Source organism: Micromonospora sp. WMMD998 (assembly GCF_029581235.1).
In the GTDB taxonomy this organism is placed as follows: Bacteria; Actinomycetota; Actinomycetes; order Mycobacteriales; family Micromonosporaceae; genus Micromonospora.
Genome location: NZ_CP120740.1, coordinates 5477119 through 5490046, shown reverse-complemented (window position 1 = coordinate 5490046; position 12928 = coordinate 5477119). Strand labels below are relative to the sequence as shown.

12 protein-coding genes are annotated in these 12928 nt (G+C 73.2%); 7 read left to right on the top strand and 5 right to left on the bottom strand.

The annotated features are described in order from the left end of the window. The first annotated feature begins 1 nt into the window (after position 1). Together O7619_RS24735 and O7619_RS24730 are read left to right on the top strand one after the other, a co-directional pair. Positions 2 to 502 (top strand): GNAT family N-acetyltransferase, encoded by a 501-nt coding sequence (locus tag O7619_RS24735; RefSeq protein ID WP_282283698.1) that lies wholly within the window; start codon positions 2 to 4, stop codon positions 500 to 502. A 187-nt stretch (positions 503 to 689) separates the two neighbouring features. After that, positions 690 to 1496 carry an SGNH/GDSL hydrolase family protein gene (locus O7619_RS24730; protein WP_282283697.1) on the top strand — a complete coding sequence of 269 codons (807 nt, stop codon included), beginning with the start codon at positions 690 to 692 and terminating at the stop codon, positions 1494 to 1496. A gap of 62 nt (positions 1497 to 1558) precedes the next feature. On the opposite strand, the gene O7619_RS24725 is transcribed toward O7619_RS24730, so the two are convergent. Beyond that, positions 1559 to 2047: a glutathione peroxidase gene (locus O7619_RS24725; protein WP_282283695.1), complete on the bottom strand. Its 489-nt coding sequence runs from the start codon at positions 2045 to 2047 to the stop codon at positions 1559 to 1561. A gap of 144 nt (positions 2048 to 2191) precedes the next feature. Here O7619_RS24725 and O7619_RS24720 point away from each other — a divergent pair, with 144 nt between their 5' ends. Further along, positions 2192 to 3835, top strand: a complete 1644-nt coding sequence (locus tag O7619_RS24720) for a glycosyl hydrolase family 18 protein (RefSeq protein ID WP_282283694.1) — start codon at positions 2192 to 2194, stop codon at positions 3833 to 3835. Positions 3836 to 3910: 75 nt separating this feature from the next. Here O7619_RS24720 and O7619_RS24715 read toward each other — a convergent pair whose 3' ends face one another. Next, positions 3911 to 4885 carry a helix-turn-helix domain-containing protein gene (locus O7619_RS24715; protein WP_282283693.1) on the bottom strand — a complete coding sequence of 325 codons (975 nt, stop codon included), beginning with the start codon at positions 4883 to 4885 and terminating at the stop codon, positions 3911 to 3913. Positions 4886 to 5106: 221 nt separating this feature from the next. On the opposite strand from O7619_RS24715, the gene O7619_RS24710 reads away from it, so the two are divergent. The 3 genes from O7619_RS24710 to O7619_RS24700 all read left to right on the top strand — a co-directional run bounded on the left by O7619_RS24710 (position 5107) and on the right by O7619_RS24700 (position 8212). Then, positions 5107 to 5589 carry a hypothetical protein gene (locus O7619_RS24710; RefSeq protein ID WP_282283692.1) on the top strand — a complete coding sequence of 161 codons (483 nt, stop codon included), beginning with the start codon at positions 5107 to 5109 and terminating at the stop codon, positions 5587 to 5589. Between the two features lie 79 nt (positions 5590 to 5668). Then, on the top strand, positions 5669 to 7075 hold the full coding sequence (locus tag O7619_RS24705) for a 3-deoxy-7-phosphoheptulonate synthase class II (RefSeq protein ID WP_282283691.1): 1407 nt from the start codon (positions 5669 to 5671) through the stop codon (positions 7073 to 7075). 114 nt (positions 7076 to 7189) lie between these two features. Beyond that, positions 7190 to 8212 carry a GntG family PLP-dependent aldolase gene (locus tag O7619_RS24700; RefSeq protein ID WP_282288934.1) on the top strand — a complete coding sequence of 341 codons (1023 nt, stop codon included), beginning with the start codon at positions 7190 to 7192 and terminating at the stop codon, positions 8210 to 8212. Between the two features lie 38 nt (positions 8213 to 8250). Here O7619_RS24700 and O7619_RS24695 read toward each other — a convergent pair whose 3' ends face one another. Continuing rightward, on the bottom strand, positions 8251 to 9129 hold the full coding sequence (locus O7619_RS24695; protein WP_282283690.1) for a deoxyribonuclease IV: 879 nt from the start codon (positions 9127 to 9129) through the stop codon (positions 8251 to 8253). A 56-nt stretch (positions 9130 to 9185) separates the two neighbouring features. Continuing rightward, positions 9186 to 11168: a Stk1 family PASTA domain-containing Ser/Thr kinase gene (pknB, locus tag O7619_RS24690; RefSeq protein WP_282283689.1), complete on the bottom strand. Its 1983-nt coding sequence runs from the start codon at positions 11166 to 11168 to the stop codon at positions 9186 to 9188. A gap of 143 nt (positions 11169 to 11311) precedes the next feature. Here pknB and O7619_RS24685 point away from each other — a divergent pair, with 143 nt between their 5' ends. Next, positions 11312 to 11692, top strand: coding sequence for an Rv2175c family DNA-binding protein (locus O7619_RS24685; protein WP_282283688.1), 381 nt, complete (start codon positions 11312 to 11314; stop codon positions 11690 to 11692). A 146-nt stretch (positions 11693 to 11838) separates the two neighbouring features. Here the strand turns inward: O7619_RS24685 and O7619_RS24680 are convergent, their stop codons facing one another. Continuing rightward, positions 11839 to 12921: a polyprenyl synthetase family protein gene (locus tag O7619_RS24680; protein ID WP_282283687.1), complete on the bottom strand. Its 1083-nt coding sequence runs from the start codon at positions 12919 to 12921 to the stop codon at positions 11839 to 11841. Positions 12922 to 12928 lie beyond the last annotated feature (7 nt).

Below are 12928 nucleotides of genomic sequence, written 5' to 3'. Positions count from 1 at the left end.
GATGGGTGAGGCGCGTCGCGCCACGTCGGCGGACGCCGAGGAACTGGTCCGGCTGCGCGGGCTGATGCTCGCCGCGATGAGTGACGCGCCGACCGCTCCGGGCCGCTGGCAGGACGTGGCGCGGGACAACCTGCGCGCCTGGTTGGCGGAGCCCGATCCCTGGCTGGCCGCCTTCGTGGTCGACGCGCCGGAGGGCAGCGCGCCGGAGGGCAGCGCGTTGGCGGCGTGCGCGGTGGGCACGGTCGAGCGGCGCCTGGGCGGCCCGGACGATCCGACCGGCCTGGTCGGGTACGTCTTCAACGTGAGCACCGATCCGGGCTACCGTCGGCGGGGCCACAGCCGGGCGTGCGTCACCGCGTTGCTGGCCTGGTTCCGTCGTCGAGGCGTACACCGGGTCGACCTGCGGGCGACGGCGGCCGGCCGGCCGCTCTACCGCGCGTTGGGCTTCCGGGAGACCGTGGAGCCGGCGATGCGGTTGATCCTTCCGGCGGAGGCGGGCTGAGCGCCGGGCCGGCGGACGGGCGTGCGCCGGCCCGGATGGGGCCTACGGCATCGCCGACCGGGGGGCCGGCGGCCATTTGTCTGGACAAGTCGCTATGGGCGTCGGCTACAAATAGGTGATCTTCCCTGTTTAGTGATCTCACTGATATCTATCTCTCACCACCACTTCCCACCCCCAGGAGTGCGACGTGCGGAGATCCCGTCTTGCCACCCTCGCCCTGACCCTGGCCGCGTCGATCGGGGTCACCCTGACCCTGGCCGCCGCCCCCGCCCAGGCGTCCCCGTCCGACCGTTACGTCGCGCTCGGCGACTCGTACGCCTCCGGCGTCGGCGCCGACAGCTACACCTCCGAGAGCGGAAACTGCCTGCGCAGCACCAACGCCTACCCGGCGCTCTACAACGCCAACATCCGGCCGGCCTCGTACCGCTCGGTCGCCTGCTCCGGCGCGACCACGGCGGACGTCATCAGCGGCCAGCTCTCCGCGCTCTCCTCGACCACCACGCTCGTCAGCGTCACGATCGGCGGCAACGACGTCGGCTTCGCCAGCATCATGAGCACCTGCGTGCTCCAGGGCGAGTCGCAGTGCGTGGCGGCGGTGAACTCGGCCATGAACCTGGCCCGCACCCAACTGCCCGGCCGGCTCGCCAACGTCTACAACGGCATCCGGAGCCGGGCCCCCTCGGCCCGCGTCGTGGTGGTCGGCTATCCGGTCTTCTACCAGCTCGGCACCGTCTGCGTCGGGCTCACCGCCACCTCGCGCGCGAAGATCAACGAGGGCATCAACCTGGTCGACGACCTCACCCGGACGGCGGCCACCTCCGCCGGCTTCACGTTCGCCGACGTGCGGTCCGTCTTCGTCGGCCACCAGCTCTGCAGCTACGGCACCAAGTGGCTGCACGCGTTGAACGTGCTGAACCTGACCGTCTCCTACCACCCGACGGCGGCCGGGCAGTCCGGCGGTTACTACCCGGTCTTCCGGTCCGCCGCCGGCTGACCGGAGCGCTAGGGCCGCGAGCGGCGCGCCTCCGGCCGGAGGCGCGCCGCCGCGTCGTACCCTCAGGCCGGCAGGACCTTCTCCACCGCCGCGCGCAGCTCGGGGTCGTCGGGGGTGACCTGCGGGGCGAACCGGGCGGCCACCGCGCCGTCCGGCGCGACCAGGAACTTCTCGAAGTTCCACCGTACGTCGCCGGTGTGCCCCTCGGCGTCCGGCGTGGACACCAGCGCGGCATAGAGCGGGTGCCGGTCCGGGCCGTTGACGTCGACCTTCTCCGTGAGCGGGAAGGTCACGCCGTAGTTCACCTGGCAGAACTCCTCGATCTCGGCGGCGCTGCCCGGCTCCTGGCCGGCGAACTGGTTGCACGGCACCCCGAGCACGGTCAGCCCGCGCCCGGCGTATGCGTCGGCGAGCGCCTGAAGGCCCGCGTACTGCGGGGTGAGGCCGCAGCGGGAGGCCACATTGACCACCAGCAGGGCTTGGCCGCGATAGCGGCCGAGGTCGGCCGGGCCGCCGGTGAGGGCGTCGATCTGCACGTCGAAAACGGTCATGGGACGAGGCTACGGGCCGGCGGGTGGCTCACCCCGCGCCACCCGTGAAATCGACGCCTCTGCATCTTGACGAACTGATGACGGCGTGAGTAGCGTCTCAGCAATCAATTTGGAAAGTTTCCTAACTGTTTGGGGAGACGCCGTATGAAGAGATCGCTCCGCCGGGCCGCGTGGGCCGCCGGCGCCGTGGTCGCGCTCGTGGCCGCCGCGGTGCCGATGACCACCGCCTCGGCCGCCGGCAGCGTCACCGCCACGTTCACCAAGGTGCAGGACTGGGGGACCGGTCACGAGGGACGGGTGACCGTCACCAACGGCACCAGCGCCAGCGTGAACGGCTGGCGCATCGAGTTCGACCTGCCGTCGGGCACCACGATCGGCACCTTCTGGGACGCCGACGTGACCCGCAGCGGCAACCACTACGTCGCGGTCAACAAGAGCTGGGCCGGGCCGCTCGCCCCGGGCGCCAGCTTCAACTGGGGCTACAACGGCACCGGGGCGTACAAGGGTCCGTCGAACTGCACCGTCAACGGCGGCGCCTGCGCCGGTGGCGGCACCCCGACCACCGCACCGCCGACCACGACGGCGCCGACCACCAAACCGCCGACGACGACGGCGCCGCCCACCACCAAGCCGCCGACCACGACGGCGCCGCCCACCACCACGCCGCCCACCGGCGGCAAGAAGGTGGTCGGCTACTTCGCCGAGTGGGGCGTCTACGGCCGCAACTACCACGTCAAGAACATCCACACCAGCGGCTCCGCCGCGAAGCTGACCCACATCCTGTACGCCTTCGGCAACACCACCGGCGGGCGGTGCAGCATCGGCGACAGCTACGCCGACTACGACAAGGCGTACACCGCGGCGGACAGCGTCGACGGCGTGGCCGACACCTGGGACCAGCCGCTGCGCGGCAGCTTCAACCAGCTCCGCAAGCTGAAGAAGATGTACCCGAACCTGAAGGTGCTCTGGTCCTTCGGCGGCTGGACCTGGTCGGCCGGCTTCACCCAGGCCGCGCAGAACCCGGCCGCGTTCGCCGACTCCTGCTACTCGCTGGTCAAGGACCCGCGCTGGGCGGACGTCTTCGACGGCATCGACATCGACTGGGAGTACCCGAACGCCTGCGGCCTCCAGTGCGACTCCAGCGGCCCGAACGCGTTCAAGAACGTGGTCTCCGCGCTGCGGAGCAAGTTCGGCTCCAGCTTCCTGGTCACCGCGGCGATCACCGCCGACGGCAGCAACGGCGGCAAGATCGACGCGACCGACTACGCCGGCGCGGCGTCGAACCTCAACTGGCTGATGCCGATGACGTACGACTACTTCGGCGCCTTCGCCGCCCAGGGGCCGACCGCGCCGCACTCCCCGCTCTACTCGTACTCCGGGATCCCGCAGCAGGGCTTCTGGTCGGACGCGGCGATCCAGAAACTCAAGTCCAAGGGCGTGCCGTCGAACAAGCTGCTGCTCGGCATCGGCTTCTACGGCCGCGGCTGGACCGGCGTCACCCAGACCGCTCCCGGCGGCAGCGCCACCGGCGCGGCGCCGGGCACCTACGAGGCGGGCATCGAGGACTACAAGGTCCTCAAGAACACCTGCCCGGCCACGGCCACGGTCGGCGGCACGGCCTACGCCAAGTGCGGCAGCAACTGGTGGAGCTACGACACCCCGTCCACCATCGGCGGGAAGATGAGCTACGCCAACAGCCAGGGCCTCGGTGGCGCGTTCTTCTGGGAGCTCTCCGGTGACACCAGCAACGGTGAGCTGATCGGCGCCATCAAGGGCGGTCTCGGCTGAGCCGAGGCCGACGCACCACCACGCATCACCCACCCGGCGGGGAGGGGCCGCACCGGCCCCTCCCCGCCCGCGTGGTCACCCCCGGGCGGCCCGTTCCCGGTGCTCCCCCGGGGACATCCCGTAGGCGGCCCGGAACGCGCGGCTGAAGTGCGCCGGGTGCGCGAAGCCGCACCGGACGGCGATCTGCGCGACGCTCAGCCGCCGCAGCCCCGGGTCGGCCAGGTCCCGGGCCGCCCGCTCCAACCGGCCGGTACGGATCAACGCGCCGACCGTCGTACCGGTGCCCTCGAAGAGCCGGTGCAACGACCGCAACGACAGATGGTGCGCCGCCGCGACGGCGGCCGGGGAGAGCCCCGGGTCGGTCAGGTGCTGCCGGACGAACGCCGTCACCCGCGTCCGGAGCCCGGTGACCCGGACGTCGACCGGCAGCTCCCGCTCGACGCCCAGGCGTCCGGCCAGAGCGCCGGTGACCAGGTCCAGGGCGATCCGGTCGAGGAGCGGGGTGTCGGCCGGCGCGTACTGCTCCGGGTGCGCCACGATCCGCCGCAGGAACGCGGCGAGCAGCGCGCCCATCCCGGTGCGGGCCGGGATGTCGGCGGCGAACAGCTCCGCCAGCCGATGCGCGGCCAGCGGCAACGCCCGGTGCGGCAGCAGGACGGTCAACGTCTCCACCGCTCCCGGTGTCGCGCCGTCCGGCCGTAGCTTGGAGCCGTGCGGTCGGACCGTGTCGACGAGAGCGAACGCGGACGGGTCGAGCGGCGACTCGCGACGCTGTTGCGTCATCACCCCGCGCCCGGACAGCGGCAGCGCGAGCTGGTACAGCTCCGGGTCGCCGCTGTCGATCATGCGGGCCGGGCGACTGAGCTCCAGCGACGGGTAACGCCAGACGCCGAGGCGGACCGTGCCGAGATCGATCACGCGGGCCGAGGCGGTGAAGTCGTCCGCGTGCGTGCTCCGGATCGTGGCCGCCGCCGACTGCCGAGCGACGAGGTCCTGCCAGAAGTCGAACCGTTCGGCCGGGGGCAGCCACAGGGTGTCGACAGATGTCACGGCGAGGATGGTCCGTCACCTCCCGAAAGGGCGGGATCCGTGCCGCCCCGCCGCCCGAGACTAGCGATCGGCGTCCGGGACGCAGGTCGGCGGGCGTGCCGGGTGGCCGGCCGGGGGCGATCCGAGCGAGGATGGGGAGGCCGGCGACCGGCGCGCGGGCCGGTGTGACAGACTCGCCGGCCGGGCACGTCGCGATGCCCCGGCGCCGATGGGAGGGACCGATGGGTCAGCAGCAGCGGAGGGTGGCGGCCGTCACCGTCCTGCTCGCGCTCCTGCCGGTCGGCCTGGCCGGCTGCGGAGAGGCCGACGCCGGTGGCGCCGCCGCACCGACCGGCCGGGCGCCGGCGGAGGAGGCCGCGGCGAAGAGCCGGGAGCGGGTGCAGGCATACCTGGACGCGCTGGCCGCGCGGGACACCGACGCCGGCCGGAGCCAGCTCTGCGCGCCCATGCGGGCCGCCTTCGACGCCGCCGCCACCGGCCCGAACGGCGACTTCGCCAAGCACTTCACGGTGCCGCGGGCGACCATCACCGACGTCCGCACCGGCTCGAAGGGGCAGGAGGTGAGCGCCGTGATCACGGTGGCCGCCGGCTCCCACGAGGCCGACCGCGCGCTGCTGTTCACGGTCACCCGCACCGGCGCGGACTGGTGCATCGCCGGCGAGGCGCCGGGCGGCAACTCGGCCGCGCCGAGCACCACGCCCTGACCCGGCCGCCGGCCTCCCACCCACCGGGACCGTCCCCCTCGGGAAGACGTGCCCGGACGGTCGCCGTACGCTCTCGGGTATGCGCCATGAGTGGCATCAGCTGAGTCACCCCGCCGTGGGCAGCCCGGGTCTGCAGACCAGCCGCCCGACCGCCGACTCCGCCGAGGACGTGGCCCTCGGCCTCGACCGCTGGCGGGAGCTGCCACGCGCGCAAACCCCGCCCTGGACCGACCCGGCGCAGGTCACCGAGGTGTGCACGGTGCTGGACACGGTGCCGTCGGTGGTCGCGCCCTACGAGGTCGACCAGTTGCGGCGGCGGCTGGCCATGGTCTGCGAGGGCAAGGCGTTCCTGCTCCAGGGCGGTGACTGCGCGGAGACCTTCGTCGACAACACCGAGAGCCACCTGCTGGCCAACGCCCGCACCCTGCTCCAGATGGCGATCGTGCTCACCTACGGCGCGTCGCTGCCGGTGGTGAAGGTGGCCCGGGTCGCCGGCCAGTACACCAAGCCCCGGTCCCTGCCCACCGACGCGCGCGGCCTGCCCGCCTACCGCGGCGACATGATCAACTCGCTGGAGACCACGCCGGAGGCGCGGGTCGCCGACCCGCAACGCATGATCCGGGCGTACGCCAACTCGGCCGCCGCGATGAACATGCTGCGGGCGTACCTGGCCGGTGGGCTGGCCGACCTGCACGCGGTGCACGACTGGAACAAGGACTTCGTCCGGCGGTCCCCGGCCGGCGAGCGCTACGAGGCGATCGCCCGGGAGATCGACCGGGCGCTGGCGCTCATCCGCGCCTGCGGGATGACCGACGACGAGGCGCTGCGGACGGTCACGCTCTACTGCTCCCACGAGGCCCTGGCCCTGGAGTACGACCGGGCGCTGACCCGGATCTCCGACCGCAAGGCGTACGGCCTGTCCGGGCACTTCCTCTGGATCGGCGAGCGGACCCGGCAGATCGACGGCGCGCACATCGACTTCATCTCCCGGATCGCCAACCCGATCGGCGTCAAGCTCGGCCCCACCACCTCCCCGGACGAGGCGATCGAGCTGTGCGAGAAGCTCAACCCGGACAATGTGCCCGGCCGGCTCACCCTGATCAGCCGGATGGGCAACCACCGGGTCCGGGACGCGCTGCCGCCGATCGTCGCCAAGGTCACCGCCGCCGGCGCCAAGGTCGTCTGGCAGTGCGACCCGATGCACGGCAACACCCACGAGTCCTCCAACGGCTACAAGACCCGGCACTTCGACCGGATCGTCGACGAGGTGCTGGGCTACTTCGAGGTGCACCGCGGCCTGGAGACGCACCCGGGCGGCCTGCACGTCGAGCTGACCGGCGAGGACGTCACCGAGTGCCTCGGCGGCGCCCAGGGCATCGAGGACCTCGACCTGCCCGACCGGTACGAAACCGCCTGCGACCCGCGACTGAACACCCAGCAGTCGCTGGAGCTGGCGTTCCTGGTCGCGGAGATGCTCCGTGGCTGACGCGAGGAGTGAGCTTGCGAGCCCCGCAGTCGTCAGCCGAAGAAGATGTGGCTGACGCGAGGAGTGAGCTTGCGAGCCCCGCAGTCGTCAGCCGAAGAAGATGCGGTGGATAGCGTGATCGACCTTCGTACGGACACCGTGACCCGGCCGACACCGGGGATGCGCGAGGCCATGGCCGCCGCCGAGGTGGGCGACGACGTCTACGGCGAGGACCCGACCGTCGTCGCGCTCGAAGCCGAGGTGGCCGCCCGGTTCGGGCACGAGGCGGCGCTGTTCGCCCCGAGCGGCTCGATGGCCAACCAGCTCGCCCTGCAACTGCTCGTCCCACCCGGCGACGAGCTGCTCTGCGACGCCGACGCGCACGTGGTCACGTACGAGGTGGGCGCCGCGGCGGCGTACGGCGGGATCTCGTCGCGGACCTGGCCGGCGGTGGGCGCGGAGATCGACCCCGACGTGGTCGTCGGGATGATCCGGCCGGACGGCTACTTCGCGGTGCCCACCCGGGCGATCGCGGTGGAGCAGACCCACAACCGGGGCGGCGGTGGGGTGATCCCGCTGTCCACGCTGCGCCGGCTGCGTGCGGTCGCCGACGAGCACGGGCTCGCCCTGCACTGCGACGGCGCCCGGATCTGGCACGCGCACGTGGCCGACGGGGTGCCGCTGGCCGAGTACGGCACGCTGTTCGACACGCTGTCGGTCTGCCTCTCCAAGGGCCTGGGCGCGCCGGTCGGCTCGCTGGTGCTGGGCAGCGCGGAGAAGATCGCCCGGGCCCGGTTCCTGCGCAAGCGGATGGGCGGCGGCATGCGGCAGGTCGGCATCCTCGCCGCCGCCGGCCGGTACGCGCTGGCGCACCACGTCGAGCGGCTCGCCGACGACCACGCCAAGGCCGCCCGGCTGGCCGAGGCGGTCGCCCCGCACGGGGTGCTCGCGACCGGCGTGCGGACCAACATCGTGCCGCTGGACCTGACCAAACATCCGCTCGACGCGCACGCCCTCGCGGCTGCCGCCCGGGCGGAGGGCCTGCTGATCTCGGTGCTCGGCCCGCGTACCGCCCGGCTGGTCACCCACCTGGACGTCACCGACGCCGAGGTCGACCGCGCCGCCGAGATCCTGACCACCGCGCTGCGCGCCGACTGACCACCCGCGGGAGCCGGTGGCCCGGGGCCCAGGCGCTGTCAGGGGTGCAGACGCCGCAGCGTGGCGATGTCGGCGGCGTGGCCGACGTGCTTCTCCGTCGGGGTCTCCACCAGCACCGGGACACCGGCGGTCGCGGGGTGACGCATCAGCTCGGCGAACGCCGGCTCGCCGATGCCGCCCTTGCCGATGTTCTCGTGCCGGTCCCGGGTGGAGCCGCACAGGTCCTTCGAGTCGTTGGCGTGCACCAGCCGTAGCCGGTCGACGCCGACCGTGGCGACGAGCGTGTCCAGCGTGGCGGTCATGCCACCCTCGGCGGCCAGGTCGTGCCCGGCGGCCCAGGCGTGGCAGGTGTCGAAGCAGACGCCGAGCATGGGGTGCCGGTCGACCGCGTCCAGGTAGGGGCCGAGGTGCTCGACCCGGGAGGCCAACGACCGGCCGCCCCCGGCGCTCGGCTCGACCAGCAGCATCGGCCCGCCGACGGACGCCGACTCGTCCAGCAGCGGCAGCAGCGATGCCCGGACCTGCCGGAAGGCCGCCTCCGCATGCCCCTCGTCGACCGAGCTGCCGGCGTGGAACACCACGCCCTCGGCGCCGATAGCCCGGCCGCGCCGCAGCGCGTGGGCAAGCGTCTCCACCGACCGGGCGACCGTGGCCGGGGTGGGGGAGCCGAGGTTGACCAGCAGCGAGGCGTGGATGAAGACGGGCAGGCCACGTTCGCCGCAGCCGTCGCGGAACAGCGTGTCCTGCGTCGGGTCACCCGCCGGCAGCGCCCAGCCGCGCGAGTTGGAGACGTAGACCTGCACCGCCTCCGAGCCGGCCGCCTCCGCGTACGGCAACGCGGCGCGGGCCAGCCCGCCGGAGGTGGGCGTGTGCGAGCCCACCCGGCGGCGGTCGCCGGCCCCGTGCGCCGTGCTCACCGGGCTCGCTTTCGTTCGCGACTGCGGGGCTCGCAGGACCGGCTCGCTCCTCGCGCTCACAGGCAGGTCACCGTGACCGTGGTGCCCGGCGGCACCGGCGTGTTCTCGGCCGGATTCTGGATCTTGACCGTGCCGTTCGGGTTGAGCTGGACGTTGACCGGGAAGCCCTGGCTCTCCAGCGTCTGCTTGGCCTGCTGGCACGGCATGTCGATCACCCGGGGGACGGTCACCTGGGGCGGGCCCTTGCTGATCTCCAGCTTGACCTTGGCGCCCTTCTCCACGCCGGTGCCGTCGGCCGGGCTCTGGCCGAGGATCTCGTCCTTCGGCTTGTCGGAGTCCTTGAAGTTCTCCTCCGGGTTCAACCCGAGCTTCCCGAGGATGCTCCGGGCATCATTGAGGTTCTTGCCGACCAGGTTGGGCACGGTCACCGGGGCGCGACCCTTGCTGAGGATCAGCGTCACCTTCGACCCGGGCTTGACCACCGTGCCCACCTTGGGGTCGGTGGCCAGCACCACGCCGGCCGGCAATGCGTCGTCGTAGCGGGAGGAACCCTTGGCCGGCGCCAGCTTGGCGTCGGTCAGCTCGGCCTGGGCCAGCTCGTAGTCCTTGCCCACCACGTCCGGCACCGGCAGCCGCTCCGGGCCGAGCGACAGCGTCAGGGTGATGGTGCCGCCCTTGACGATCCGGGCGGCCGACCCCGGCGTCTGCCCGAGCACGGTGTCCTTGGGCACCTGCTCGTCGTAGCGGGGATCGGCGTAGCGCAGCGTGAACCCGGCGCGCTCGGCCTGCGCCTCGGCGTCGGCCTTGGTCAGGCTCACGAGCTGCGGCGCGACCGTGTATCGGCCCACCCCGAACCACCAGCCGCCGCCGGCGGCCACCAGGCCGAGCACCACGACCACCGCGGCGACCGCCAGCCGGCCGCGCGGCGAGCCCATGACCCGGGTACGCAGGGCGGCGAGCCGGGCGCCCGGCCCCTCCGGCTCCTCGGCCCGGCGTCGGTGCGGGCGCTGCCCGCCGCCCTCGGGCAGCCGGGCCCAGGCCGGACGCGCGGCCGGGCTGAGCGCGGCCACCACCTGCGTCGGCTGGCTCAGCACCGACGTGTCGTCGCCGATCTGGCGCAGCACCGCGGTGTGCGCGTGCGGGTTGCCCAGCTCGTCGCGGGCCGTCTGCACCTCGGTCAGCAGCGCCCCGGCGTCGGCCGGCCGTGCCGCCGGATCACGCCGGGTGGCGCGGGCGACGAGCGCGTCGAGGGCCGGCGGCAACGCCGGGACCAGGGTGGACGGTGCCGGCACGTCGCGGTCGACGTGCTGCCAGGCGACCTCCACCGGGCGGTCGCCGTCGTAGGGCACCCGACCGGTGAGCATCTCGAACAGCACGATGCCGGCGGAGTAGACGTCGGTGCGCGGGTCCGCGTGGCCCTGGGTGACCAGCTCCGGCGCCACGTACGCCACGGTCGCCATGAGCTGGTTGCCGTTCTCCTCCTCGGCGCTGGCCTCGACCGCGCGGGCCAGCCCGAAGTCGGCCACCTTGACCACGCTGTCGACCAGGTCGCCCCGGCCGCCGGCGGGCGCCTCGGCGACCAGCACGTTCTCCGGTTTGACGTCGCGGTGCACGAGGCCGGCCCGGTGTGCGGCGGCGATCGCGGCGAGCATCTGCTCGGCGATCGCGAGCGCCTCGTCCGGGTCGAGCCGGCGCCGCTCGGCGAGCACGTCGCGCAGCGTGCGACCGCGGACGTACTCCATCACCAGATAGGGCAGGCCGGCGTGGATGCCCTGGTCGTAGACCGCGACCACGTTCGGGTGGGTGAGCCGGGCGATGGTCTTGGCCTCGTCGGTGAAGCGCTCGACGAAACCGGCCATCCGGGCCCGCGCCTGGGGCGCCTGGGTCGGATGAATGATCTTGACCGCCACGGTGCGTTCCAGGCGCTCGTCGGTGGCGGTGTAGACGGTCGCCATGCCACCACGGGCCACGCGACCGCGAATGCGGTAGCGCCCGTCGATAAGCGAGCCCAGCAACGTGTCGGCGACCTGTGTGTCCATCGGCAGGCAGTCTATGTGTCGGAACGGCGAAGGATGAACAGGATGCTACCGCCGGGTTCCGACACCGGTGGGCAGCCACGCTCCACGGGCGGGTCCCGGGGTGCCGTGCAACCGGTGCGGCAGGCTCGTGGCAGGGTGGTCGGGTGACCGATTCCGTACCCGCCGAGGCCGGCGCCGACCTGCCCGGACCGGCCGACCCGGCCGGCTGGCTGACCCTGCCGGACGTGGCCCAGCGCCTCGACCTGTCGATCAGCAAGGTGCACCAGATGATCCGGGACCGCGAGCTGCTCGCGGTGCGCCGCGACGGCGTCCGCCGGATCCCGGCCGACCTGGTGGCCAACCACACCGTGCTCAAGCACCTACCCGGCGTGCTCAACCTGCTCGCCGACGCCGGGTACGACGACGAGGAGGCGCTGCGCTGGCTCTACCGGGAGGACCCGAGCCTGCCCGGCACCCCCGCCGCCGCGCTCGCCGGTGACCAGGCCCGCGAGGTCAAGCGCCGAGCCCAGGCCACCGCCTTCTGACCCACCTCACCCCACCCCACCCCCCACCCCGCCTCTTGCCCGCTGATTCACGGAAAGCGTGGCTATCGCGCGCGGAATGACCACGCTTTCCGTGAATCAGCGCGGATCTGGGCGGGGTGGGGGTGGGGGTGGGTGGGGGGTGGGGGTCAGTCGGTGCGGCGGGTGGCGGCGATGGCCAGGTCGACCAGGGCCTGGCGGGCCTCGGTGTCCAGGTCGACGGCGGTCAGCGCGGCCAGGGCGCCCTCGGTGAGCGTGGCGATCCGGCGCTCGGTGCGCTCCAGCGCGCCGCTCGCGGTGATCAGCTCGCGCAGCCGGGTCACCCCGGCGGCGTCCAGATCCGACGCGCCGAGGCCGCCCAGCAGCAGCTCCCGGCCGGCCGGGGCGAGCGTCTCCAGGGCCGCCGCCACCAGGTACGTCCGCTTGCCCTCGCGCAGGTCGTCGCCGGCCGGCTTGCCGGTGCGCGCCGGGTCGCCGAACACGCCCAGCACGTCGTCGCGGAGTTGGAACGCCTCGCCCAGCGGCAGCCCGTACGCCGAGTAGGCCGCGTGCACCTCGGCCGGCGCGCCGGCCAGCGCGGCGCCCAGCAGCAGCGGACGCTCGACCGTGTACTTCGCCGACTTGTACCGGGCCACCTTGCCGGCCCGGTCGAGCGAGGTGTCGCCGGTGGCCTGGGTCAGCACGTCCAGGTACTGCCCGACGGTCACCTCGGTGCGCATCTCGTCGAAGACCGGCCGGGCCCGCGCCACCGTCGCCGGGGCCAGGCCGGCGGAGTGCAGCAGCTCGTCGGACCACACCAGGCAGAGGTCGCCCAGCAGGATCGCGGCGGAGTCGCCGAAGGAGCCGGCGTCGCCGCCCCACCCGGCGTCACGGTGCCGGGCGGCGAACCGCCGGTGCACCGACGGCTCACCCCGCCGGGTGTCCGAGCGGTCCATCAGGTCATCGTGGATCAGTGCGCTGGCCTGCACGAACTCCAACGCGGCGAGGGTGGCGACGACCTGGTCGGAGTCGATCCCGCCGGCACCCCGGTAACCCCAGTAGCCGAACGCCGGACGCAGTCGCTTGCCGCCACCCAGCACGAACGCCTCGATCGCCTCGGCGACCGGCAGCAGGCCGTCGTCGACGGCGGTCAGCCAGGCGCGCTTGCCGGCGAGGAACTCGGTGAGCGCCTTGTCGATCCGCTGGCGCAGGCCGGCGCGGTCGACCGGGGAGACAGGAGCAGCGTGGGTCACGCCACGA